Source organism: Legionella stuttgartensis, assembly GCF_977063405.2.
Map to the genome: position 1 here is coordinate 161175 of NZ_CDRUHA020000056.1, position 25290 is coordinate 186464.

Sequence of the window (25290 nt, forward strand, 5' to 3'; positions counted from 1 at the left end):
CCCAACATACGTTTTATGGATATACACGTAGATTTAAGGCGAGAAATCAGAATCAGAAGACAAAGTATTATCTTTCACTTTTCGTAAGGTTGCCATAGTTTTTCTAAATTCTGTATACGTTTTGGCCGCTTTATCTTCAACGATCACCCCACTTTTTTTATCAACCTCTACTTCACCAGGCTTGCCCCAAAATCCCCTAGGCCTTGCCATTTCCGCTAAAACAGGGAAACTTTTTTTAGCGGGAGACTCGTAATCAAAGTCAAGGTTTCGTTCTTCCACAGGAACATTTACCAGAGCCTCTTCAATACTTTTTGCTTTAGCACTCGCTCCAAACTCCATTTTTGCGGAAAGATCCGTGAGTGTTGTTTTTAGGGCATCTGATACAGGTTTTAATTGCTTATAGATATCATTTAAATTTTTATGAAGCTGAACTAACTCGTTTAAATTTGTGCAATTTGCTATTGCTGTTTTTTTAGCGCGAATAAACTCAGTCATTCCTACATCATCATTAAATCGGCATGCATATATCTGAGTTAATTTCTGCATGCATTTTTGCCTATACGCACCCTTTTTTTCGTCTAATACTTCGGCAAGTAATGTATTAAATTGAACCGACGGCATAGCCAATTCCTCTGCAGTTTTTCCATTTGCATCTCGTAATGAATCATCCGCACCTGCTCTAAGTAACAGTTTTACAGTTCTTTTATCCCCCTTTTCAGCTGCCAACATCAGTGGTGTTTTTTGAGACTCTCCAACATGATTTATAAAAAGACATTTAGGGTCAGCTGTTACTAATTTTCGCACCATACCAAAATTATGGTTTTCGACTAATGTTAGTAATGCGTCCCCAGCTTGATTAAGCCCTACCTCATGTAATATCTCTCGAAATGCCATACTGTCCCAATCCTCAATTTTTTCGAGAAGAAACTCTGAATTTGCTCCTGCTCTTAGCAAGACTTTTACCAGAGGTATATTTGTGTTTTCAATCGCAAATCGCATGGCGTTATATTCATTTTCTTTCGCATTAACATCTGCACCAGCTGAAAGTAATTCTTTTACAATATCGATATGATTATGTTTCGCTGCAAGGATGAGTGCTTGATCGAACTCCTCTTTAAGAGGTCGATGTTCTTTGGATTCCGCCCTAGAACCCTCTAGTGCGATTAATTGTTGTACACTCTTGAGGTCGCCCTTCTTTACCGCGGAAATAAAAGGAGAAGAGGTTTTAGGTTTTGGAGGTAAAAGTGAGGCTTGTTTTTCCAAATCTTTGACAATATCGGGTGGCAATAAAATTGTGCCATCCGAAACAAGGTCAAGAAGTTCTACAGGATGCTCCGATAAAGCTTTACCTGGATTTTTCATATACCAGGTTTGACTATCTTCACGCCAATGTGGCGTTGCTTGTTTTTTATGGTTATATACCAATAACCATTGATCTCGTGAATATACAGCATTTTGATCCGTGGAAAAATCAGACGAGGAAAATTCGTGAAGCCCCATATCCAGATCAAAGAGTTTAATACCATCTTCGGTATAAAATTCATTTTGAAAACTCGTATGATAGGGAGAAAGGCAATAGTCTGGATGCGCATACCCATGCTCGTTTGCTATTTTTAGTGCATGAATAAATTGAATTAATGAATCATCATTTATATGCTGAGTTTCCTCTATTTTAGGCATAATATATTCAATATGAGCATGTTCCCTATCTAACTTTTTATCCAATGCCCTTTTATTATTATGTAAACCGATAATGAAATGTTTATCAATTTTAAGGTGGTGCAGATCAAATTTTTGATTTAAAAGTTTCAGATTCATTTCTTGAGAATCGTGCAAGTTTTTTAAAGGATCGTCATCTTGATAGCTCGTTTTAAAATGTTTAGCAGCTTTATCTTTTGTTTTTGTAAACACTACTCCTTGCAAGCCTTTATCTAAAGGGACTCTTGAATGAGCTGATTCTTTGTTATGACTCCGCCACATCGCAATGTATTCCGTCGCTTTAGGTGGATTATCGTCATACCTGACAGCATATACGAATCCTTGATGGCGAAATACTTTATACTGTTGTTGGGGAGCTAGATAATGACCGGTTATATCAACTCCTTGATGAACAATCGTTTCCAATCTCATTCTCATATCACTAGCCTTCCATGAGTGTTACTGTGTGAGAACAATAAATTTCCAAGCCGAATCAGTTTTTGCACTCCAAAAATTGATTGTTTATATCTACTTAGTATAGTCTAAAATAGTTCGTACCCCGATGACGGCTCTATAGCTAAGTTTGATCATACCGAAATGAGGAACTCTCATATTCTCGTGTTTTATTCCATTCCAAATAATGCCCTTTTACTTCCTGAAACTGAGAGAGCGCATCGGCAAAAGTGGCTGCTTCCTCACTACTCAGACGTGATAAAAGCTCTGCTGTATCAACATTAGGGGTTACCATTTCTTCACTTGAAATATAGTGTGGAAAATCCAGGATTTTCTCCATTTCTTTTTCTGCTCGTAAATACTCGTCTACAAGCTCTCTTACGGAATAGCCTGGAATAATATTTGAATTAACAATTAAAACGGGCAAAAGATTTTCACGCATTAATAAGTATTGTAATAAAAGCATGGAATAGGTGCGACCAACCCCATCTTGGAAGGGATGATGTAATACATCATGCTTTAAGTAAGTAAAAATTGCAGTCAATTTCTCTTTTTTGGTTTCAGCCTTTTCTAATGTGTCCTCTAACTCATGAATATGCTCTGAACATACGCTATGTAGAAACTTACTTGAATCAACCTCTTTTTTTTCTCGAGCATTATAGTAAATAATCGCTCCATCCTTTAACGCATTCCATATTTTATTAGCTAGTAAATGAGTATCTTCAGTGAGGAAACTCGAGATATCTTCATCCCCATCCTTACTTTGTATATAAATATCGAGACCTGCGGTTCCCATTTTGGTCTCTACTGATTTTAGATAATCAATCGTTTCGATTAATCCTTCGAGTGAATCCATTTTAGAATCCATTTGCCATGAAGCGCCCCTACTGCGAAATTCACCCGAGATTTGAGCCAACATATTTTTCACCCCTTGAGTACTGGTTTTATGCAGATCCTTAATGAAATCTAAGGTAAAGGGTTCTCCAGACAATACATTTTCAACAACAAAACAAAATCCTTTAGTGACATTAAATAAATAGCCTGGTTCATTATCTTCAAATCCCAGCCAACCTTGATGTTTATTAAAAAGTGAAGCAATGCGCTCATCTTTTCTATTTTGAGCATGAAATAAATTGTTTAGGGCAGTTAAAGCCTCGTGGTCACCCAATTGGTCTACAAGCTGGTATACTTGACCTATCGTGATGTCCTTTACAAGATCTTCAATTTCAGAAACTGGGATTTTTTTTGCATTTTCTTCAGATATCCCGTTCATTTTAGCAAACAATTTTCGATATAACTCTGGTCTAAAATCATATCGCGTTCGTTCCACAAAAAATCGCCAAAATTCATTTTCGGGGAAATGATTAAAAAATCGTTTTAGAGAATCCTCTTTAGAGGTCTTGGATTCCTTCATCCTAAAAAAACTTTGGCGCATGATGTTGGATCATTTTAAATGAAATTAAGATAATTATAGGACAAATAAATAACTTACTGATCATTAAATGTTCTTTAATTGAGTGAAATAGAACTCAGCCCCATACTTCAAACTGAGCAAAAATAGATCACCCCCTAATCGTAAACTATAATTAATAAAAGATGTTAATAATCGATTCCAAGCAAGTAACTTTGAGGTGGAGCAAATTATGAGTTTCAATAAAGTTGACAAGGAAACTCAATCTGAGCAGCTAATGGCACAGATTGGGAATTATAAATCGTCATCTCCAAGCAATGCTGATACGAATCAAAAGGAAATAGATAGTCATTTTGTAGCTTCTCGTCTTTCATCAGAAAGTACAGAAAAACTTTATGACGGGATTGTTGAATATAAACTTAAGTATGAAGATAAAGTTAAGCAATATAAGCAAGAACACGGTATTCCAATTGATGAGGACAAAGAAGAAGTCAATGATCCTACCTTCTTTAGAAAACAGCTTATAAAATTGATTGCAGAAAAAAATGCTTCAAAAGATGGCAAATATGGCGGAGATCCCAAAACACGAGAAACTAATCCCGACCGGGCTACTATTTCAATGGAGAAGTTTCTCGGTAAAGATGGTGTTGAGTTGTATAAAAAAGCATTAGAAGAGGAGATGAACAGTACTGAATACATGAATGCAGTTTTTAGAACATCGACCACCCATTATGAAGGAGAGAAATGGACACAACGTCCTGTTGTTATTGTTGCAGGTCCCTCTGGTAGTGGAAAGTCATTTGCCGCTAAAGCGGCTGTAGAGAAATCAACAGAACTTCTTCCTAAAATAGAAGGTGATACATCTGGAAATGATGTGGTATCTGTTGATGGTGGTGTTATTCGAGAAGTCTCTCAAATGAGAAAATTAGTAATTCAGGCTGCAAATAATAAAGGATATACAGGTATTTCAGATTTACACTCAAAAAGTAGTATCTTGGAGGATGTCAAAGATAGAGTGCGGGAGGCAGTCTTGGTTACCCCCTCGGATACCAGTGGTTTGCCATTACTCGGTGTAGTCATCCCCGAAACGTTTTCATCTAATCTTAATCCAGCAAGAGGTCCAAAATTACTTAAGGACATTGAAAAATTACCTAATACAAAGCCCATATTTTGCCGAGTTGATGGTGAAGACTCATCTTTATTTCGAAAAGTTGTTACATTTATGGGAACAAGAAGAGCCTGGAAAACGTCAAATTTCCCCGAGGGAGACCCACCAAATCCTCTTGATTTGAATAATACTGAAATTCCTGAATCCAAGGCCTATGGGAAAAAAGGATTTAATTTCGGGCAATGGGGATCAAAATTAGCAGAAAAATGGTTTACAAGTCATAGTAAAGACAATCTAAGAATGATTATCACCAATGATCTGGTACTAAAGAAAGAAGATCCAGAAGGTTCTCATCATTGGATTGATGCAAAGCCCGATGATAAAGGGACCATTTTAGTTTCAAAAAGAGTGTTCCAAGGGTGGTCCAGCGGAGATGAAATCTTTGCACCAGGGCAGAAACGAGTATCATTACAGGATTATATTAAAGAGTTTAAGTTTGGTTCCCTAATAAATACTTCAGCAGAGATGGATCTCGCTATAGCAAAAGAAGAAATTAATATACGAAAGAAGATAGTTGAAGCAGATAAAAACAAAGCATCAATAAAATACGGACCTCAGCACCGTGAAGTAGAGAAATTAAATGATAAATTACAGCATTTAAATATTATTTTACAAAACATTGAGATTGTTGGTAAAAAAGATAAAGGCGGTGTAGATACAGTACGGAAACAATTAATAAGCATGATCGAGGGAATGGAAAAAAATGATGAGTTTGGCTATTTCAGCAAAACTAAAAAGGCTTTAAATCATGCAGTTAAAGCTTTAGATAAATTATCTTATGAGTTAAAAGATGCTGAGAAAAGTACCCAACTTCAACAAGATTACAGAGAAAAAATGCAAGGTCTCAGAGCATTATCCTCAGATGCGACAGAGACTCTCAAACCTACGGGGCCAAATATAAGCACATAGCCGTATCTAGCCCATCTTACTTCATCAACTTTGTCTTAATTTGGTATCGAGTACTCCGCCCTCCTCCAGGCAATTTTTCAATACACCCTTTCTCTAGCAAATCCGCAAGATGCCTAGTCGCTGTAGCCTTACTTACTTTGGTAATTTTCTTATATTGTGCTGCACTTATTCCATGTTCGAACGCTTTATCTCCATTATCGAACATCAGATTAATAATTTTTATTTGTTCCTTGGAGAGCTCACACTCCTGAAAAGTTTGCCAAAAACGACTTTTAGCAAGGGTTTGGTCAATCTTATTGATTGCAGTTTGAATACTATTTTCTAGAGTTTTTAAAAACCAAGAGAGCCATAATGTTATATCTGTAGTCTGGCGCTGACTTTGTTCTAATATTTGATAATAATCATTACGATGAGCAAGAATGGTGGCCGACATAGCGTATAAGCGGATACTCTGCTTATCCTCTTGCGCTAAAGCCAAATCGGTTAGAGCTCGTGTGATCCGCCCGTTGCCATCTTCGAATGGATGTAGTGTTATAAACCAAAAATGGGTAATCGCTGCTCTTAATAATGGATCAAATGTTAACTCCTTCGCGCTTTGGTTAAACCAATCGGTAAACGCAGATAATTCTTTTTCCAATTGTGCTTTTGGTGGTGCTTCATAATGCACAGTAGGATTATCGATACGCCCAGAAACAACCTGCATAGGCTCTTCACCTCGTAGATGTCCTGCTTTGATTGGATATAACAAAGACTGTGTATTATCAGGAAATAACCATTTATGCCATTGGAGTAGGCGCTCTAGTGATAAAGGTGTGTTTAAATTATAAATGGCATCCAACATCATTTGTGCTAAACCTTCCGAGCGCTCAGTGGTCGGATAAGGTTGCTTTAAATGCAATCCAATGCGTTTTGCAAGCGAAGAACGAACAGATTGTTCATTCAATTGTTCCCCTTCAATTGCTGAAGAAGCAATAATATTTTGTAATAAAGTATCCAGAGCCGATTCTAAAGAGATATCTTCCGTTACCGCCCCAGTTTTGCCTATGAGAATCCCCTGCTTTAATCGTACTTCTCGTAGCAAAGGCTGTATAATCGCATCTTGCCAATGAAATTTTGGCCAATCTACGGATTGCCAAATCCATTCTATATTGGTGTTATTCATATGTTATACCTTTGTGAGCCAATTAATCATTTTATTCGGCTCATTATTTGATTTTAATAATAGACCTATTCGGCTCATCACTCAAGCCAATAAAAATATTTATTCGGCTCATTCCAATATAATCGTGAATAACATTTGTTTAGCTAAATTAGCTTAATCATGACTTAATAATAGAAAGCTTTCGTCTAGCGACAGTTTAAGCGAAATTCAAAAAAAAGAGATACATTTATAGTCTGCAATAACTTAACAGCAGATTAATCTCAGAGCAATATAAGTCCAGAGCAATTAAAGGCAGGACGAAAAGCTAACCTAGGAGCAATGCTAGATATACTCAAAAAAACATTACAAATAATCCCAAAACAAGAAAAAACACCCGGTGCTGAACTGGAGCAAGAGAAAGAATCCCCGAAAAATTGTTCAATCCAATGATAAGTTAAGGTTGGGTCAATGAATTAGAGAGAATCCTTCCTTTCAATTGAGCCTACCGAACTTTAATAGAACCAATAGAATGTTTCACGTTACAAATAGTAGTAATTATTATTAAAAATAACGTCGGTATAACTTCAAATAAGTCCCATCATTTTCTAATTCAATAAGATATTTGTTGATGGTATCAATGAGATCCCTATGGTTTTTATTAGCCATAAACCCATAACCTGCACCAATTGGAGCCCCGACCACTCTAAGTCCCCCACTACTATTAGCAAGCCAAAACTCAACCACACCCTTATCGAACAAAGCTACATCGACCTCTTCGTTATTGAGTGCCTGCAATACCTCATTTAGAGTATTATATTCTTGCACTTGAGCTGAATCACCAAATTGCGATGAAATCCAAGCCTTGAAAACAGTTCCCTTTTCTACTCCCACAATTTTGCCATGGATATCATTAATTTCTTTAACTGAACTGGAGGCTTTGGTTGCATATTGCCCACCACCAATAAGATAAGGCAAACTGAAAAGAAAGTTTTTTTCCCTCTCAGTAGTAATAACAATCGAACCTACTGCCAAGTCAACTTGACCATCTTGTACTTTATTAAATAAATCATTGAAAGTTATGCTCGTGAAATGACAATCTAGTTCTGCACGTTGACAGATTTCCTTAATAAGATCGATTTCAAAACCATAAAAATGGGCTTTATCTTTTAATAACATTTTAAAAGGAGGGCCTGAGTCTGATGTACCAATAAGTACAGGTTGCGCAAACAAATGCATTGAGCATAAGAGGCAAACTAAAATTGCTTTTAGATGCATGAGACTTCCTTATCTATTTACTTTTCATTTTAGACTAATTTTGAGGCACTTATGGAACAATTATGCTCAATTTTGTTCTAAGTTTTTTTAAATCACACTTTTGTTAATTATATGTTCCAATTGAGGCTATAATTTGATCAAAGAGTATAGGGATTGACATGCTTCAGTTTTATAAAATGAAAATGTATACAGGTTGGCTCGATAAGGCCTACCATCATCTTTTCGATGAATCACCCATTTGTAATTGGGGTTACATGTATTATGACTTAAATGGTAACTATTTCCAGGTCATGTCGGAGCAATATTTATTAAGTGATTTTTTTCATAATGAGCTCTACGCAGAGCAAATACTAAGTGATATTGAGATACTGGATCATGAATATTATGTCTCCAGCATTGTCGGAGATAATTTATTAGATGATAAACTGAAAGGAGTTGTGACAGCCCGGGGCTACACTTTTTTTTATGATTTTATAAAAAGAAATAATACCCCTAATAAATTTTCTACAGAAATAGTTACTCTCGCTTCTACTTCTGATCCAATTAAGTCAAATAATTTTATATTAAATAATTTAGGTATATTAGATAAAGTTTGTGAAGACATAACAAATAAATGTCGTAGGCTCTTAAGTAAAGAAAATTTATTAATATTACCCAAAGACCTCACGATAAAAGTGAATGAAATTTTTGAAAATAAAAAATCCCCAACACTCAATTTACATAATAAAATATTAAGTTACGCGAATAAATCGCAATCATTATCTGAATTTTTTGATAAAACCTTTGATTTTACGCAGTTGCCATTTAGCTTTTTAGCATGTAAAAAACTGACTCATAAAGAGAAGGAAATTATTTACCTATATTATTTTGGTTTCAGTTTGCCTCGCATAGCCAGCATACTAGAAATTTCAAAACGTACGGTAGACAAGAATTTTGAACATATAAGAAAAAAACTCCAATGTGAAAATAGCAGTCAAATTATTCCTGCCTTATTAAGATTTGATAAATCGATTATGTTTTCCACAAAGAATCCTGCCGTTTAATTTTTTACGCAGAATCATAAGTTCGATTGTGAGCACACTTCCCTGAACGTTAAATCTTTTGGGAATAATCTCAATTAATGTTCTTAGATCAAATAAATTAGAAAAAAACACCCTTGTTTTCATTCGTCTAGCTATAATTTTACTATTGGAGAACAATTCCACATCTATGGAGATATGATGAAAATTTCCCGGCATATGATGAATAAAGCCATTGAGGCTAATATTATCTCTGAAAAACAAGCCAATGATTTAATTGAATTCATAAAAAACCTCCCCGAACAAAGCCCAGGATTTAATTTAACGAATGTTCTTTACTATTTAGGTGGGCTTATAGCCATAGGTGCTATGACAATATTCATGAATTTAGGATGGGAAATGTATGGAGGCTGGGGAATTTTATTTCTCTCATTGTGCTATTCCATTCTAGGTATCGCGCTGACTCACAAGTTACATGATACGGGTTATAAAATACCGGCAGGAATATGTGCAACCTTTGTAATTTGCCTTACCCCGCTTGCTATCTACGGACTACAACAAGGTATGGGTTGGTGGCCACCAGATAATACGGTTTATCAAGACTATCATGCCTATGTCAAATGGAACTGGATCTTTATGGAGCTTGGAACTCTTATCGTTGGAATTATAATGGCATGGCTCTATCGCTACCCCTTTATGATTATGCCCATTGCAGTTACTCTTTGGTACATGTCTATGGATCTTACTTCCATGATTGCTCCAGATACTTATACCTATGAACTAAGTGCTATGGTTTCTATGTATTTTGGAATAATTACCATATTAATTGCATTTTGGGTGGACGTTCGCTCAAGCCAATCAGCAGACTATGCTTTCTGGTTGTATATATTTGGAGTTATGACCTTTTGGGGAGGTCTAAGTGCCCAACATTCAGATAGTGAACTGTCTAAATTTATATATCTATGTATTAATCTCTTACTGATCTTAATTGGGGTAATTTTAAATAGAAAAGTATTTGTAATATTTGGTGCTTTAGGTACCTGTTGCTATCTAGGATATTTAGCATTCCGGGTATTTAATTTCAGTTACTTATTCCCTGTCGCTTTGACTGCTATCGGCTTCGCCATTATTTACTTAGGAATTATTTGGCAAAAAAATGAGGCACAGATAACACATAAAATGCGTTCGATACTGCCTCAACCTATACAGGATTTATTACAATCTAGAGATCAAATGGAATAAATTGGATGATAGGACAGTTCACTTTGTTTTTCATTTTTTTTGCAAAGCCAAATAATGTCTATAATTAGTACATGGTGACATCGAAAATACGCACTCTACTTTAATCAATTTCGATTATTGAAGTATTTTTATTTATCCGGAGTGGTGGTATGAGTATTGGAAAACAATTCCTCAGTTTTTTTAAAACCAAACCACAGGTTATTAGCAAATTAGCCTCAACAATAGATCATAATGTCCCCTATTATAGAATTCATGGCACTTTTCCTGATAATGGCTTACCAATAAGAGGAAATTTCGACAGGGTAACCATTGAAGCACTCGCAAAATACATCTCAGGTAACAAACCACTTATTACCTATGGAGGAACAGTTGTCCTCGATGTTTTATTTACAAGCTTTCTAAAAGACAAGGAAGTTGAAAATGGAACAAGTGGGCTTATTGTAGGAGTAGCAGAACGAGTTATAGAGTTATCTTCTTTATACGAGCCCCTAGTAGATCATTTAGTCGATTTAAATCCAGAAGAATCACCTAAGCAAGTTTCTCATTTTGTAAAAAAATATGAAGCCATTATCGAACGCTTACCCGAAGAACGCATTATCGCTTATGTAACTGATTTAAAAGACTTTCTAAACGGAGAAGTAGTAAAAAATCATTTTGCAGACGTGAACCCCCTTCTGCCCCCAGCTGTTACGATACATGAGTTAGAAGATTCCGACTTTATTCGAGATTTATGGGAAGATGTTATGTCTTCTAAAGAGACATTAAAAAATGAATATTAAATAACCGTTAGCTCCAGCCTCAAACACGCTTTTATCTTTTTTATATAATTAAAAACCATTTTCTTTGCTATTGGTTATTTTATAGACATTATTTGTATTTAATATAAAATATTTTCCGAGATTAATCGCATACCGGAAAAGGTTTTATATGAAATTCGAAAATTCTACATTTGAAGAACGCTACAATGATTATTGGAATGGAAATGTAGTTAGGTTGGACTCCGCTATTCGAAGATGCACATTAGGCCTTAATTTATTTGAGATGAACTCCAGTGTTCACCAATTGATTGAGGCATACCAACAGCATGTACTGAATATTTTATCAAATTTAAAGCGCCAGATGGGTTTGTTCGAAGATAAAGAGTATGTCAAGGAGTACATTAAAAATACGGTGAGTCAGACTATTGAGGACCTTTCTTATTATCAACACATATTCCCGGAATATAAAGAAATTCCTAATAAATTTTTAATAACGCTTAACAAGTTTTTACCAGAAGAAACTGCAAAAAATATCGGATCACATGGCTTTATCTAAAATATATTTAGAATCTTTCATGATAAGCGACATTTATTTGCAACAATTTCTCGGTATTTTTACGAGTAAAGGCAGCACCTTATTACTTCATAATCTGGAAGAATATCTTCATTGAAAAATGGGTAAAGCAAAGCCCATTTAATCTTCATAAATTAAGCCGAAATATCTTTTTGTGCCCTTTCTACAGATAAATAAACACTGATTATAGTAATCACAGCCATAATAATGAGATATACCGACACTGGCCAAGTATCTCCATGAGCCCATTCTACTAGACCAGTAGCAATCAATGGAGCTAATCCACCAGAGAATGCAGCGGATAAATGATATGCAATTGCTGTTCCACTGTAACGAATACGTGTTTTAAAAAGTTCTGAATAAAATGCACCCTGAGCGCCATGCATCATTGCATGGGGAATACACATTCCAAAATTTACAGCAAAGAAAATCAATACTGGATTTTTTGTTTGCAATAACCAAAAGAATGGAAATGCAAATAAAGCCATTAATAAAGCACCTGTAATATAAACCGGACGCCTTCCTATTCTATCAGAAAGTGAACCAAAATAAGGAATCAAAAAAGTTTCAAAAATAGCTCCCACCATCACTGCATAGAGAAGAATTGATTTCGAGATATGCAGTTCAAATGTTCCATAGCTTAAGATAAAAACAGTTAGAACGTAAAATGAAGCACTTTCAATTAAACGCGCTCCGATTGCCAATAAGAAGTTCCTAAAGTGAGATCGTAGCATTTCTAAAGCAGGAGTCTTTGGAGGGCGCTTATGTTTTGTTGCCTCAATAAAAATCTTGCTTTCCATAATCTGCAAACGAATATAGAGGCCAACAAGAACAACAATGAAACTAAGTAAAAAAGGAATACGCCATCCCCAAGATAAAAATTGCTCCTTGGGTAGTGCGGAAAATACGAGGAATATTGCGATGGAAATGACTAATCCAAAAGGAGCCCCTGAGTTTGGCCAACTTGAATAAAACCCTCTTTCTTTTTCTCGACTCATCTCAGCAGACATCACAACGGCGCCAGCCCACTCACCACCCACTGCGATTCCTTGAATGCAGCGCAAAATCACCAGTAAAAACGGTGCGAACAGTCCTATCTGCTCATAAGTAGGAAGTAATCCAATTAAAAATGTAGAGCCTCCCATAAGACATAGAGTAAAAACAAGCATTTTCTTTCTGCTTATCCTATCCCCAAAGTGACCAAAAATAAGCCCTCCAAGGGGTCTGGCAAAAAAACCGACTGCATAAGTCGCATAGGCAGCCATAATTCCAGCGATGGGACTAATTTTAGGGAAAAAAAGAATATTAAAAAATAAAGCGGAGGCAGTCCCAAAGAGATAGAAATCATACCATTCAATTGTAGTTCCAACAAAACTGGCAAAAGACACTCTTCTTGAAGCTTTTGACTTGGGATCTTGTCGTATTATCGCCATAATTCCTTATATAACAATAGAGTAGTTCACTCATATCCTATATGAATTAAAAAAAGAAAGCGAGGAGATAACGGCACAATTATAATGTGTTGACCTAAGTTTCATGTGCCTCACACAACAAATCGTATTATTTCAAAAGATTATACAGATTGTACTTATTACTTTCTTTTCGGATTTTTTGCTACACTAAAATCAACAGTTCGGATTTAACTATATACATATTAATTAAGATAGAATAAGGAAATTCGACATGAACTATTTAGAGCTTATTCTAAAAACTCTAAATAAATTTGCGCAAAACATTATTGCTCTGATTCCTAACATCATTTTTGCAATTTTTTTTGCAATAATAACCTATTTTGCTGCGAAATTGATCAGTCGTCTTGTAAGTTCGTTTTTGCCTAGAATGGCAATTCGCGCCAATTTAGTAACAATTTTTCATAAATTAACTATTATCATTGTATGGTTTATAGGGATATTAATTATTACAGCCATCTTAATCCCATCAGTTACCACTGCAAATATTTTAGCCACTTTAGGATTAACCTCTGTTGCTATCGGCTTAGCATTCAGGAATACTTTTGAAAACTTTTTTACAGGCATCATTTTATTACTCAGAGAACCATTCAGCATTGGGGACTTTATTAGCATTGACTCACAGAAAGGCTATGTTCAACGCATCTCTGTGCAAAATACCCATCTGCGCAAAACAGATGGTACCCGGCTATTTGTCCCCAATTCGAAAATATATACGAGTACAGTGCAAGTATTTACCGATACAAAACTAAGACGTGTAAAAATTAACTGTAGTGTTGATTTCAGCACTGATGTGGAAAAAGCTCGATCTGTTATTGAAAAAGCAATGGACCGATGTAAGACTGTTTCTAAAGATAAATATATTCAAGTATATGTTGTTTCTTTTTCCTCTAATGGAATTGATTTCACTATATATTGGTGGACAAATCCCGAACCTAGTCAGCAACGTCGCTCACTTGATGAGGTGCTCACAACCATTAAAAAAGCACTTGATAAAGAAAAAATCTCGATGACCTACTCCACTTCACTTAGCTTCATTGAACCATTGTTGATTCAAAATAAAGAACAAAATAATAAAGATAATGATTCTGAATTATCTTAGAGAAATCTGTTGATAATTATCTTTTAGGGCTTCTGTACTGTACTGAATCAATTAAAAAGCATAAAATCTTCCTTTTATTACCTCCATATTACTCGGCTGCTTAACCACCTTTGGATATTCGAAATGAGCTCGTTCCTAGACCTTTCCCTGCTTAAAAAAAATCGTGATTTCAGATTACTCTATTTGGGGCAATTCATTTCATTTATCGGTACTATGATCAGCAATGTTGCGCTACCCTATCAAATTTATCAAATTACCCAATCGACCCTCGCAGTCGGATTACTAAGTTTAGCTCAGTTATTACCGCTATTAATCACCGCATTAATTGGTGGGGTATTTGCCGATCGCTACAATCGGCGAGGTTTATTGATTATCAGTGAGTTACTTCTTGCCGTAGGATGCTGCCTGCTTGCACTTAACTCCTATCAAACGTCTCCTTCTCTGAGTCTCATTTTTATCGTTTCGGCTTCGATGTCAGCAATTACCGGATTACATCGTCCTGCATATGACAGTGTTATACAACAAATTGTTAACCCCAATGATTACAAAAAGGTAGGAGCTCTGGCTACATTCAAATTCAGTTTTTGTATGATTATTGCCCCAGCTCTTTCTGGGCTTATTATTGCTCACTATGGCATTGTGATCACATTCTTTATCGACTTAATGACTTTTTTTCTATCATTAATTGCTTTAATCAGAATCCATACTATACCTAGACCTCTCGTGCAGGAACATCCCTCCATTTTATCTTCTCTAAAACAAGGAATTTCTTTTGCCTTTAATCGGCAAGAATTAATGGGTAGCTATATTATCGATTTTATCGCAATGGTTTTTGCATGGCCAAACTCTTTGCTTCCTGCCATAGCCCAGTCTCTAGGTGGAGCCAAAACTTTAGGTCTACTTTATTCTGCACCAGCTTTAGGAGCATTGATTGTTTCATTTTTCAGTGGCTGGACTTCAAAAATAAATCATGATGGCCGAGCCATTGCCATTGCCGCAGCCTTGTGGGGCGTATCCATCATTGGGTTTGGTTTATCAAACTCCCTTTGGTTTGTGCTGTTTTTCTTAGCACTCTCTGGAGCTTTTGATGCGATAAGCGGAATATTTCGAACTACGTTGTGGAATAATACAATTCCAACAGAATATCGTGGGCGATTAGCTGGAATTGAAATGATCAGTTATTTAAGCGGGCCTAAATTAGGTGATACACGTGCTGGGTTTATTGCTGCCAGTTTTAGCATTCCTGCTGCGTTAATATCAGGTGGTATATTATGCGTTATAGGTGTGGCAGCTTGTTGTTTGGCCTTTCCGAAATTTTGGCATTATCGTTTACATCAAACAAATATCGAAGATATATAATCCATACTTTTAAAACAAGATATTATCTCATTTCTTGAGAGGACCATTTTCTGATTGACGATTCGTATAGATTAAATATCTATTTTTCCAATCATAAAAATAGTTATAATGCTTAAGTGAAATTACTAAAACTTTAAACGCAATAAGGACATGCATGAGACGAATTACATTATTATTACTTTTATCTTCCTTGATATTTGGATGTCATACACAACAAGCCGGAGACGGAGAAGCAGCTCACACCAAACAAACAGGGTATGGGGGAATTGGTGGTGCGGGCGGGACCGGCGGCACAGGTGGGCCTGGCGGTGGTCATTAAATATCCCTCCATCAGGATGATGTTTAAGAAATTACTTGCGGGTTTTTTACTTAAACTTCATTCTGAAATTATAATAAAATGAACTTCATAAATCTCGCTTTATAAACTCAGTAAAAAGTTGATGGATACAATATCCGTTAGAAAATTGGGAACCCCAAAACGTCGAATGTATTGATTCATATAGCCAATTTCAGTAGTAGCTTTCGGATTTATTTTATAACCCAAGCCCACAAAAAATCGATTCTGATCAAAACCACTACTGTTTCTACCTACAAAATTATTCTTATGAAGAAATAGTTCATCGCTAGTGACAAAACTAAAATTGGCATATTGTTTGAGTGGAACCGAAACTTTAATAAGTTGCCTAAATCGGTACGCTGTTTTAGGGTTATTTTCTAAAAATCGCTGTTCTGTGCGCGTTCGACTAGTAAAGGTCAAATATCGATTGGTTTTGGTCCATAAAAGCTGCTGCCAAATACGATCTTCCTCAAATGGGTTAGGGGTAAAAGGTATGCCTGTATAGATCCATGCATAGCCCAGCCATATACTAAGATTATCTGTTAACGCATAACCTATTCCTGGGCGAAATAATGTCTGTGTGAAGCGGCTACTATCGTCACCAAAGCGCTGCTGCCCTTCTAACCAATACCGTACACGCCCTAGTATTTTATTTTCACTATGAGTTTTTCCAATAGCTGTGATATTAAACCAAGATTGAAAATCACGCTCGAGCGCACATTCTGCATTATTAGGCCAAATAAATATTCCTATTAAAAAACAGAATAATAAAGCTATTCTTTGCATGATTATTTTTTCTTCATTATAAAACGATCTATATTAGTAGGTGTTGCTCAGATTGAAAAGCGTATTAGCAAGGAAAAAATATAATTTTGAAAGTTAAGTGCACCTAGTGAACTAAATTGACGAACTGATCCTTGTAGTTCAGGGATCAGTATCTTTGGTCTCAACTAAATTTAAGTGGGATACTTCAACCAAATGGGCATCACTTTGTTAAGGTATACCATAAACTTCCATAAACCTACTTGAGACTCTACGTTACCGTACGTGTCCGCTTTAGTTTCTGGATATGCAATACCTAGACCAAATAACCCTGGACCAATTATTCCTACATAGGGATTGTGGCGAGAATATTCATAATCACCAATAACAATGCTTTTACGTTGCTCAAAACCTACCGCATAAATTACTTGGTCACATTCAGGTAAAAAACGAGCAATGTTGGGTTCGCTGACATTGTATCGCACCAAATTAGGAGGTAGAACACCATCGATGTGTTCTCGAGCCCAGGCAGCGCTCTGTCCTTTTAGTCCAGTATTATCAAAAAGAATCCACTCACCCATATCAATCGCATAACTGCAAGGAGACCGGTAAAAATTGATGATCTTTTTAACATCAAGCTCTACAAGATGTTTTAAAATAATAATTGCAGAGTGTGAGGAGCCAAATACACCATAAGTTTCATCACGCCGAGCTACAGAAGAGAGCTTTTCTTTATCAATTGCTATATCAAAAGGAATTACTTTAAGGCCTGGATAATTTAAAGCTGAAGGCAAGGCACCTGTTGCCAATATTACATTTTTAGCTTGGTAGGTTTGTGAGTCTGAACACAAAGACCATAAACGCTTTGATAAAAACATATTATGGATTGTTGTTTTTACTGCTTGGACTTTTTGCACAAAATGATCTGAAATCCACTGTAGAGGCTCAACCACATATCTCAAGGTACATGTTTCTTCTATAGGCAGATGATTTAATTGAAAATCGGGAGCCTCTAGGTATCGAAAAGATTGGACTGCCAATAAAAAATTTTTAAACAATTTGACCTTAGTATTACTTGAAACATTTCGCCAATACAGACCCAGATCTCCGACTTTAAAATAAGGATCACACCATAAAATATGTTCTGGCGAAACTCCATTGTCTAATAATTTTCCCACTGCGGCGATCCCTGAAGGCCCCGCACCGATTACTGCCCATTGATATGTTTTTTTATTCATATAATTATTCTTGATCACATGTATTTACCAACGCACAAGTACCTGTACTACAATCATCTATAGTTTGACACGAAGGATCATAATAACCTTCATCCGGCACCCCAACAACCTCATCCGTGTTATCATTCAAATCATCATCGTACAAAACCCCATCACCCCAGGTATTCACATTTACACTTCCCCCATACCATCCATTATTATTATGATAATTGTTGTAATTTTCATCATAGCCATTGTGATAGCCGGTATTGGGGGGTGGCGCACCATGGTAGCCGCCTCCGACGCCGTGGCCTTCAAAAGCAAAAGCAGAAGTACTTATCAGGAAACTTAAGGCAGATATACAAGCATATGTGCGGGGTTTCATTTTCTTTTCCCTAAGAGTTAGGCACCAGATTTTAATAAAGTATAGTACTCGAAATGAAAGTAAGCGCAATAAATTTCATGACATAGAAATGTGATTTTTGAATGTTTATGATACACCCGGCAATTATTTGGCCTTATATGGAGATACTATGATTTATATAACAATTCCCCCGGGGATAGTTTTAAAAAAATGGGAGTGGATACACATAGTTTGATTGAAGCCGAAAAAAGAAGACCGCAGGAAAACATCTTATCTCCGATATGAGTATTCGCCCGGATTACACACGACATCCGGGCTATCATTATTGCCTTACTTTGGCCAGGAGAGTTTTTTCTCTTTGCTTAAATTCAGTGAATCAATAAAGTCTACGTCCAATTTCAATTTAGGACTAGTTAAAAGTGTTAATAGTGCGCCTTTTTCATCTTGATCAAACTCATTTATTAATTTTATTAATAAATCTTTACCGATTTTCTCTTCATATTTGCTGCCATAATTAAAATAATCCGTTCTGAAATAATCAGAGCAAAGTCCAAGTAAAACAGACGCTTTTTCAAAATCTCTATTCGCAAGACAATACACGAAAATATCCTGATCATTTTTATCAATATAGTCTAATACTTCTTCAGGATTGAACTGTTTTTGCCCTACAATATGGCCCATTAGTACTTTGAAATCCCTTAAAGAAAGAGTATCAATTGCCTTATGGAGAAACGTTTTATCTTCTCTATCGTGAACGAAGATATTTGCTTGTGATTCAATCAGAAAACACAAAACATCCATGTATACCTGTTGTTGCTTTATTGTCTCAGAAGCTTCATAACCCGATAATGCAAAAAATAATGCACAATTTCCGGAATGGTTTTGTTGTTGATCTATGTTGGCATGATTCGTAACCAACCATTTCACATTTTCTACTTGCCCTAAATAACTGGCCAACATCAATGCAGTAAATGAATCAGTCTGATTAAAGTCCAGTACCTTTCCTTTTAAGTCTGTTTTAAGAAAAGGAAGATTAATATCATCTTGGATAACCTTTTTTTGGTCTAGTGGTAGTTGTTTACCAGAAAAAATGGCTTCACCAATTTTAGTGACATACAAACCATCTTTTTCCTTTAACTTTAATAAAGGAAGCGCTGTTTGCATTATATAGAATCGATATGCACTTGCTTTAAGGTCAAGCACTTCCTGTGAGGATCGCCAGCTGTCCTCTGGACTAAGAAAAAAAAATTCCTTGGAAGCTCGCTCATCGTAACAATTATAATCAACCAGAAGCTGTTTCCCTTTAGGAATATCTTTTGTAGTAATTACTTTGACGCATTTTATACCATTTATTACATCTTCTCGAAATTCAACATTGGCCTGAGCATCAGAAAAGTTGATATATCGCGTAAAATTCCCTTTATCTTTCCCATCAATGACTTTATACCCCAAAGTCATTGCATAACTCCAATCTGCCCCCAAGGTTTCCTCTACATATTTTTTAAATGAGGTTGTTGTCGGATATAGTTCTCCAGTATATTCCCCTAAACATGTGCCAACTGGAATATCGATTTGAGTATATAATCCTTGACCACCAAACTCTTTTAATAAATTAACTGGCATTACTTGAACTAGCTCTGGCTGGTCTACTGTAGAGGGAATATAGTTTTCAGCCGACATGTTTTCAATACCAAGACTTTGTATTAATTTCTTTAATATTCTCAAGTTATCAGCTTCTTTTTTCCATTTTTTTGAAAAGAATGAACTCTCATGTATTTGATTCGATTTGAATTTTACGGGAAATGAAACCTCCCTTTTTTCTTTTCGATTTCTTGCAATGGTTGTTTTCAATTTTTTAGGCATAGATAAATTCCGATCAAAAATCAATTAGTATACAGTGTGATCATATTAAATCCTAGCCAGGCAAAATTAACACTTATTCAATGAACAAAATCAGAATTAAACCTACGAATTTGAACAAGAAATCTGACTCAAATTTGGATTCGGTGACATATATAATCGGTTATGCTAATATGACGTTCGTTCCAAATCGCTCGATACTTACAGCTCTTTGTTAGCCTACACTATATATATTGGAACAAAATATATTGAACAATCAAATAACACTTTTGGATTCACACTCTATGGCAGTTACTATTAAGACCCCTGATGAAATCGAAAAAATGCGCGTTGCCGGCAAACTTGCTGCAGACGTTCTTGAGATGATTGGTCCTCATGTACAAGAAGGTATCACTACCGATGAACTTAATACCATTTGTCATGATTACATTGTGAATACACAACAAGCAATTCCAGCTCCTTTGAATTATAATGGTTTCCCTAAATCAATCTGCACTTCAGTTAACCATGTAGTATGTCATGGGATCCCAGGGAAAAAAGTTTTAAAAGACGGTGATATTATTAATATTGACGTTACTGTAATTAAAGACGACTATCATGGCGATACCAGTAAAATGTTCATTATTGGCGCTCCATCAGTCAAGGCAAAGCATGTAGTCCAAGTAGCTCATGAGTGTTTGTTTATTGGAATTGAAATGGTAAAACCAGGAGTTCATTTAGGTGATATTGGTCACGCCATCCAACAACATGCAGAAAAAAATCGTTGCTCAGTGGTCCGCGATTATTGTGGTCATGGGATCGGACGTATTTTCCATGAAGATCCGCAAGTGTTGCACTATGGGATACCTGGAACAGGAATGAAGCTGGAACCAGGCATGACCTTCACTATAGAACCGATGATCAATGTCGGAAAGTATCATACCCGATTATTACCGGATCAATGGACCGTAGTTACTAAAGATCATAGTCTTTCAGCCCAATGGGAGCATACCTTATTGGTAACCGATAATGGTGTAGAAATTTTGACTTTGCGCGATGAAGAACGAAAGTAAATACATAAAGGATCATCCCTTTTCCCATGCACAGGATGCAGAGAAACAAGGGATGACTCCAGAATTACAACATCTTAAAAATAACCTAAAACAATTTAAAGAAAAACTACGCGAAGAATTCGATTATAAAACCAATATCACCACAATCATTCGTAAGCTAGTAACCTTCATCGATGAGCTGGTCATCAATTTATTTACTAAAAATCAGCTGGATCATGACGTTTTTTGTCTTTTAGCACTAGGCAGCTATGGACGAAGAGAGCTACTGCTCTATTCTGATGTAGATATATTATTGTTACATTCTGATAAGGTTTCTAAAGCCCAATTAAATCGTGCACAAAATTTTATCCAGGATTGCTGGGATGTTGGTTTAGATCTCAGTCATCAAATCACTAGTGTTTCCTCATGTGCTGAACTTGCGAGTCAAGATGTTACCGTTGTTTCCAGTCTCATGGATATGTTTCTATTATGCGGACGTGGCCCTTTAATGGAGGAGTTAATTTATCAAATACATCCTCTACACATGTGGATTAGCCAAGATTTCTTTTTAGCTAAACTTCAAGAACAAAAAAAACGTGATGCTAAATATGGTGAAACAGCTTATAACTTGGAGCCTAATGTTAAGTATGGCCCTGGTGGCCTACGTGATTTGCAGATCCTGCTCAGTATTGGTAAGCGACATTTTAATATTAAAAAACTAGCTGATGGCATCAATTATGGATTCATTACGGACAAAGAATATGAAAAGCTTACCTATTGCCAGCATTTCCTTTGGAGGGTACGTTTTGCTTTACATGTATTAGCTGAAAAAGCAGAAGAACGACTATCCTTTGATTACCAAATCAAATTAGCTCAGTTTTTTGGCTATAAAGATAAACCTCATTCATTAGCCATAGAACAATTCATGAAGGACTACTTTAAAGTAATTAAACGTAACAGAGAACTTAATGAGATGTTATTACAATGGTTTGATGAGACCATCGCTCATTCTCCCAAGCAAAAGCTGTTTCCTCTAGATAATGAATTTCAACTGTCCAATAATTACATTGAAGCAAGAAACACACGCGTATTCATTCATCATCCACAAGCCCTGCTCAAATTATTTCTTTGGATAGCAAAACGACCTGATATTGAAGGAGTCAGAGCCAATACTATTCGATTAATTAGAGAATCACTTTATCTGATGAATAAACGTTTTAAAGCATCCTCAGAAACAACAGAATTATTTATGAGTATTCTTAAAGTCGAAGATGGACCATATGAAGCATTGCATCGAATGAGCCGATACGGTGTTCTGGCACATTATCTGGAATGTTTTGCGCTGGTCACTGGACAAATGCAGTATGATTTATTTCATGTATATACAGTAGATCAACACACACTATTTGTCATTCGCAATCTGTCTCGTTTCAAAGAAAAAAGCTATGCAGAGCAATTTCCACTCTGTGTGCAAATTATGTCTCATTTAGACAAACCTGAACTGCTCTACTTAAGCGCATTATTCCATGATATTGCCAAAGGACGCGGCGGTGATCATTCAGAATTAGGCGCGGTTGAAGCATCATATTTTGCAAAACATCATAATATTGAAAAAGAAGACGGTGATTTATTGGTTTGGCTTGTACGCAATCATCTCCTTATGTCACAAACAGCTCAACGACAAGACATTTATGATCCCAATACCATAAAGAACTTTTGTCAACTCTTACCCCAGCCCCACTATTTGGATTATCTCTATTTACTGACAGTTGCAGACATATGTGGGACTAATCCTACTTTGTGGAACTCCTGGAAAGATTCTCTACTTAAAGAGTTGTATCGTGCTGCAAAACATATGTTACATCGAGAACAAGAGTTGATGGATGAGACTGCGCTTATCAAAGCACGCAAGCAACATGCTTTATCAATATTACTTAACGAAGGTGTAGCCGAAAAGACCGTTGACGATTTGTGGAAACAATTCAAAGACAGATACTTTTTGCATGAATCCCCTGAAGTCATCGCACGCCATACCAAAGCAATTCTTGCTTGCACAAAATTCCCCTTGGTCATGATTATGCCTCATCATAGCCAGGGTGGAACCGAGGTTTTTATTTATATGCCTCATCGAGATGATCGATTTGCTATTGCTACTACTGTTTTGAGTAATCACAACGTTACCATCCAAGAAGCAATGATTCTTACCTGTAACAATCAATATGATCTAGATACCTATATTATTTTGGATGAGCAAAACCAAGCATTTTTTGATAAACAGCGCTCTCAAGATATTCAACACGATTTATGCACTCATCTAGCTAAAACGAATCAATTACCTGTCGTTGTTCGCAAGAGACTTTCTCGCGCTTTAGCCCATTTTAAAGTCAAAACTCAAATACATTACTATGATGAGCGATCATATAATCAAACCCGTTTATTTCTAGTTACCGCAGATAGACCTGGATTACTGGCAACAATAGGCAGAGTATTTTCAACATTAAATATTCATTTGCATAACGCAAAAATTGTAACTGCTGGGGAACGTGCAGAGGATACTTTTTATATTACAAACCAACAAAATCAGTCACTAAATAATGATGAGAAAGAAGTTTTAAAACAAAAACTCATCCATGAATTATTAGTCAGTTCAAATTAAACCATGTTACATCCCACAGATTATTATACGAGCCAAATTTATTAAGAAATATATAATCTGACCTTTAAACTTGCTTACAGATCATAATTTAACTAACCTTAAGGAAAGAATCCAATTTCGACATCGTATGAAAAAAAAACAGGTAGCATCAATATTGAGAAAATACAGGAACTTCAATATTGAGGAAATTGAAGAGCTTAAAAAAAGCTATAATACTTTAGACTATCTTGGTGATGAAGAAGAAGTCCCTGATGAAATAGAAGAAGAAACTCACCATGTTTTAGAAGTAATAACAAACCCCACTGAACCTCATTATCCATTTTATTTAAAAGAATTTATTCCAAAGATTATAGAAGAAAACCTAGATACCCTTTTAGATGGGTTTGAAGAAGGAGATCTCGTTTATGGAATAAGTGGCTCACGTATTAGTTTATTTTATTTTTTGAGGGGAGAAGGGAAAGATGTTTTCGCAACCAGGGTTGATGAATTATTCAATGCAACTATTGATCCCTTTCTTGAACCTCTACTCGATCCCAGTTTTGCAAAATCTACCAATCCCTTTTATGACCCTGCACAAAAATTTAAATCGTATGCCAGTATTTTAAAAAATGAAATTGAACAGTTTTCACCCTTAACAGAGCGAAATGATAAAGTGCCCTTCATTAAAAAAATGTCAAAGATGGGTATTTTTTGGGTGCTTAATAACGAGCATAAGCTACATTTTGTTTTGAACAAAATAGATTATAAGATGTGTTTTGAAAAAAAATTCGACAAGATTACTTTTGCTGAACTTCGCTTTCTTTATCGCTATTGGGAGCAATTCAAACCCTATTATGAACGAGGGCAAATCAATTTTTATTTTTTAAACAAAGATGACCAATTAAAAAAAGTAGAGGCACCTTGGGAATCAAACCCAGATATAGTTAGTACTTATAAACCCAAAAATAATCCCAAGATGAAATACCATGCATTCTTCAATAGTTTTGTAATTGATCTCATCACTAGTGAAATAAAAAATGGAATATGGAGGACAGGCCTTTTTGGTTTAGGAGGGGGCAAACCCATTATTGTTGATGGAGAGGAGAAGATTGTTCCGCACCGTGTTGAACGTATTTTCAAAATTGCTACTGACCCTATTTTAAGTCCAGCTGAAAAATACGTAAAAATTTTAGCAGTTGCTGAGAAAGCCTTACATAATCCAAAAAAATTACGAAAGCCAGAAACAACTGACTTTTATCAAGCAATTATAAATTTTGATAAAAAAATGGCGCCTGTCGAACACGATACCTTAAGATTTTTTAGAGGGCAGTCGGTTGCGAAAAAGGAACAGGAATTACCGGAAAGAAACCAGCCTAAACTGAAATAAAGAAAATTTCATTCTATAATTTTGTACCTTTCAAATTTTTAGTGAATATCATTATCGAATGACTCATATTTTATCCATATATGAAGCCCTGAAGATAATCCCTAGCCTTAATCTCTAAT

At 35.9% G+C, this 25290-nt stretch carries 20 protein-coding genes; 11 read left to right on the forward strand and 9 right to left on the reverse strand.

Annotation, left to right across the window (positions count from 1 at the left end):
• Positions 1 to 33 precede the first annotated feature (33 nt).
• Positions 34 to 2136 carry an ankyrin repeat domain-containing protein gene (locus ACWTEW_RS15045; RefSeq protein ID WP_454782469.1) on the reverse strand — a complete coding sequence of 701 codons (2103 nt, stop codon included), beginning with the start codon at positions 2134 to 2136 and terminating at the stop codon, positions 34 to 36.
• 139 nt (positions 2137 to 2275) lie between these two features.
• Positions 2276 to 3586 carry a hypothetical protein gene (locus ACWTEW_RS15050; protein WP_454782470.1) on the reverse strand — a complete coding sequence of 437 codons (1311 nt, stop codon included), beginning with the start codon at positions 3584 to 3586 and terminating at the stop codon, positions 2276 to 2278.
• A gap of 208 nt (positions 3587 to 3794) precedes the next feature.
• Here ACWTEW_RS15050 and ACWTEW_RS15055 point away from each other — a divergent pair, with 208 nt between their 5' ends.
• A complete protein-coding gene (locus ACWTEW_RS15055) occupies positions 3795 to 5639 on the forward strand; it encodes a hypothetical protein (protein WP_454782471.1) in 1845 nt (614 codons plus the stop codon).
• Positions 5640 to 5655: 16 nt separating this feature from the next.
• Here the strand turns inward: ACWTEW_RS15055 and ACWTEW_RS15060 are convergent, their stop codons facing one another.
• Both ACWTEW_RS15060 and ACWTEW_RS15065 read right to left on the reverse strand, forming a co-directional pair.
• Positions 5656 to 6801 carry a Fic family protein gene (locus ACWTEW_RS15060; protein ID WP_454782472.1) on the reverse strand — a complete coding sequence of 382 codons (1146 nt, stop codon included), beginning with the start codon at positions 6799 to 6801 and terminating at the stop codon, positions 5656 to 5658.
• Positions 6802 to 7341: 540 nt separating this feature from the next.
• Complete coding sequence (locus ACWTEW_RS15065; RefSeq protein ID WP_454782473.1) at positions 7342 to 8055, reverse strand: transporter substrate-binding domain-containing protein; 714 nt, start codon at positions 8053 to 8055, stop codon at positions 7342 to 7344.
• Positions 8056 to 8213: 158 nt separating this feature from the next.
• On the opposite strand from ACWTEW_RS15065, the gene ACWTEW_RS15070 reads away from it, so the two are divergent.
• The 4 genes from ACWTEW_RS15070 (at position 8214) to ACWTEW_RS15085 (ending at position 11630) form a co-directional block, all read left to right on the forward strand.
• Entirely contained in the window at positions 8214 to 9098 is an 885-nt protein-coding gene (locus ACWTEW_RS15070) for a helix-turn-helix transcriptional regulator (protein ID WP_454782474.1), read from the forward strand.
• 177 nt (positions 9099 to 9275) lie between these two features.
• Positions 9276 to 10316 (forward strand): DUF2157 domain-containing protein, encoded by a 1041-nt coding sequence (locus tag ACWTEW_RS15075; protein ID WP_454782586.1) that lies wholly within the window; start codon positions 9276 to 9278, stop codon positions 10314 to 10316.
• Positions 10317 to 10465: 149 nt separating this feature from the next.
• Complete coding sequence (locus ACWTEW_RS15080) at positions 10466 to 11095, forward strand: hypothetical protein (RefSeq protein WP_454782475.1); 630 nt, start codon at positions 10466 to 10468, stop codon at positions 11093 to 11095.
• Positions 11096 to 11243: 148 nt separating this feature from the next.
• Complete coding sequence (locus tag ACWTEW_RS15085; RefSeq protein WP_454782476.1) at positions 11244 to 11630, forward strand: hypothetical protein; 387 nt, start codon at positions 11244 to 11246, stop codon at positions 11628 to 11630.
• Between the two features lie 152 nt (positions 11631 to 11782).
• On the opposite strand, the gene ACWTEW_RS15090 is transcribed toward ACWTEW_RS15085, so the two are convergent.
• The gene (locus ACWTEW_RS15090; RefSeq protein WP_454782477.1) at positions 11783 to 13081 is read right to left on the reverse strand and encodes an MFS transporter; all 1299 of its coding nucleotides are present in this window, start codon (positions 13079 to 13081) and stop codon (positions 11783 to 11785) included.
• A gap of 250 nt (positions 13082 to 13331) precedes the next feature.
• Between ACWTEW_RS15090 and ACWTEW_RS15095 the strand changes: the two genes are divergently transcribed.
• The 3 genes from ACWTEW_RS15095 (at position 13332) to ACWTEW_RS15105 (ending at position 15897) form a co-directional block, all read left to right on the forward strand.
• Positions 13332 to 14219 carry a mechanosensitive ion channel family protein gene (locus ACWTEW_RS15095; RefSeq protein WP_454782478.1) on the forward strand — a complete coding sequence of 296 codons (888 nt, stop codon included), beginning with the start codon at positions 13332 to 13334 and terminating at the stop codon, positions 14217 to 14219.
• A 123-nt stretch (positions 14220 to 14342) separates the two neighbouring features.
• Positions 14343 to 15578 (forward strand): MFS transporter, encoded by a 1236-nt coding sequence (locus tag ACWTEW_RS15100; protein WP_454782479.1) that lies wholly within the window; start codon positions 14343 to 14345, stop codon positions 15576 to 15578.
• A gap of 154 nt (positions 15579 to 15732) precedes the next feature.
• Complete coding sequence (locus ACWTEW_RS15105; RefSeq protein WP_454782480.1) at positions 15733 to 15897, forward strand: hypothetical protein; 165 nt, start codon at positions 15733 to 15735, stop codon at positions 15895 to 15897.
• A gap of 99 nt (positions 15898 to 15996) precedes the next feature.
• Here the strand turns inward: ACWTEW_RS15105 and ACWTEW_RS15110 are convergent, their stop codons facing one another.
• From ACWTEW_RS15110 to ankI, 4 genes are all read right to left on the reverse strand, one after another.
• Positions 15997 to 16701 (reverse strand): DUF2490 domain-containing protein, encoded by a 705-nt coding sequence (locus ACWTEW_RS15110; protein WP_454782481.1) that lies wholly within the window; start codon positions 16699 to 16701, stop codon positions 15997 to 15999.
• A 170-nt stretch (positions 16702 to 16871) separates the two neighbouring features.
• Complete coding sequence (locus ACWTEW_RS15115) at positions 16872 to 17915, reverse strand: FAD-dependent oxidoreductase (protein ID WP_454782482.1); 1044 nt, start codon at positions 17913 to 17915, stop codon at positions 16872 to 16874.
• Positions 17916 to 17919: 4 nt separating this feature from the next.
• Positions 17920 to 18279, reverse strand: a complete 360-nt coding sequence (locus tag ACWTEW_RS15120) for a hypothetical protein (protein ID WP_454782483.1) — start codon at positions 18277 to 18279, stop codon at positions 17920 to 17922.
• 309 nt (positions 18280 to 18588) lie between these two features.
• Positions 18589 to 20121, reverse strand: a complete 1533-nt coding sequence (gene ankI / locus ACWTEW_RS15125; RefSeq protein ID WP_454782484.1) for a Dot/Icm T4SS effector AnkI/LegAS4 — start codon at positions 20119 to 20121, stop codon at positions 18589 to 18591.
• 281 nt (positions 20122 to 20402) lie between these two features.
• Here ankI and map point away from each other — a divergent pair, with 281 nt between their 5' ends.
• The 3 genes from map to ACWTEW_RS15140 all read left to right on the forward strand — a co-directional run bounded on the left by map (position 20403) and on the right by ACWTEW_RS15140 (position 25171).
• Positions 20403 to 21170, forward strand: coding sequence for a type I methionyl aminopeptidase (map, locus tag ACWTEW_RS15130; RefSeq protein WP_454782485.1), 768 nt, complete (start codon positions 20403 to 20405; stop codon positions 21168 to 21170).
• Between the two features lie 52 nt (positions 21171 to 21222).
• Positions 21223 to 23805, forward strand: a complete 2583-nt coding sequence (gene glnD, locus ACWTEW_RS15135; protein WP_454782587.1) for a [protein-PII] uridylyltransferase — start codon at positions 21223 to 21225, stop codon at positions 23803 to 23805.
• A gap of 127 nt (positions 23806 to 23932) precedes the next feature.
• Positions 23933 to 25171 carry a hypothetical protein gene (locus tag ACWTEW_RS15140; protein WP_454782486.1) on the forward strand — a complete coding sequence of 413 codons (1239 nt, stop codon included), beginning with the start codon at positions 23933 to 23935 and terminating at the stop codon, positions 25169 to 25171.
• Positions 25172 to 25290: the final 119 nt, after the last annotated feature.

Coding starts and splice junctions, on each gene's coding strand:
- ACWTEW_RS15045 (WP_454782469.1), bottom strand. CDS start 2,136: ATGAGAATGAGATTGGAAACGATTGTTCATCAAGGAGTTGATATAACC.
- ACWTEW_RS15050 (WP_454782470.1), bottom strand. CDS start 3,586: ATGCGCCAAAGTTTTTTTAGGATGAAGGAATCCAAGACCTCTAAAGAG.
- ACWTEW_RS15055 (WP_454782471.1), top strand. CDS start 3,795: ATGAGTTTCAATAAAGTTGACAAGGAAACTCAATCTGAGCAGCTAATG.
- ACWTEW_RS15060 (WP_454782472.1), bottom strand. CDS start 6,801: ATGAATAACACCAATATAGAATGGATTTGGCAATCCGTAGATTGGCCA.
- ACWTEW_RS15065 (WP_454782473.1), bottom strand. CDS start 8,055: ATGCATCTAAAAGCAATTTTAGTTTGCCTCTTATGCTCAATGCATTTG.
- ACWTEW_RS15070 (WP_454782474.1), top strand. CDS start 8,214: ATGCTTCAGTTTTATAAAATGAAAATGTATACAGGTTGGCTCGATAAG.
- ACWTEW_RS15075 (WP_454782586.1), top strand. CDS start 9,276: ATGAAAATTTCCCGGCATATGATGAATAAAGCCATTGAGGCTAATATT.
- ACWTEW_RS15080 (WP_454782475.1), top strand. CDS start 10,466: ATGAGTATTGGAAAACAATTCCTCAGTTTTTTTAAAACCAAACCACAG.
- ACWTEW_RS15085 (WP_454782476.1), top strand. CDS start 11,244: ATGAAATTCGAAAATTCTACATTTGAAGAACGCTACAATGATTATTGG.
- ACWTEW_RS15090 (WP_454782477.1), bottom strand. CDS start 13,081: ATGGCGATAATACGACAAGATCCCAAGTCAAAAGCTTCAAGAAGAGTG.
- ACWTEW_RS15095 (WP_454782478.1), top strand. CDS start 13,332: ATGAACTATTTAGAGCTTATTCTAAAAACTCTAAATAAATTTGCGCAA.
- ACWTEW_RS15100 (WP_454782479.1), top strand. CDS start 14,343: ATGAGCTCGTTCCTAGACCTTTCCCTGCTTAAAAAAAATCGTGATTTC.
- ACWTEW_RS15105 (WP_454782480.1), top strand. CDS start 15,733: ATGAGACGAATTACATTATTATTACTTTTATCTTCCTTGATATTTGGA.
- ACWTEW_RS15110 (WP_454782481.1), bottom strand. CDS start 16,701: ATGCAAAGAATAGCTTTATTATTCTGTTTTTTAATAGGAATATTTATT.
- ACWTEW_RS15115 (WP_454782482.1), bottom strand. CDS start 17,915: ATGAATAAAAAAACATATCAATGGGCAGTAATCGGTGCGGGGCCTTCA.
- ACWTEW_RS15120 (WP_454782483.1), bottom strand. CDS start 18,279: ATGAAACCCCGCACATATGCTTGTATATCTGCCTTAAGTTTCCTGATA.
- ankI (WP_454782484.1), bottom strand. CDS start 20,121: ATGCCTAAAAAATTGAAAACAACCATTGCAAGAAATCGAAAAGAAAAA.
- map (WP_454782485.1), top strand. CDS start 20,403: ATGGCAGTTACTATTAAGACCCCTGATGAAATCGAAAAAATGCGCGTT.
- glnD (WP_454782587.1), top strand. CDS start 21,223: ATGACTCCAGAATTACAACATCTTAAAAATAACCTAAAACAATTTAAA.
- ACWTEW_RS15140 (WP_454782486.1), top strand. CDS start 23,933: ATGAAAAAAAAACAGGTAGCATCAATATTGAGAAAATACAGGAACTTC.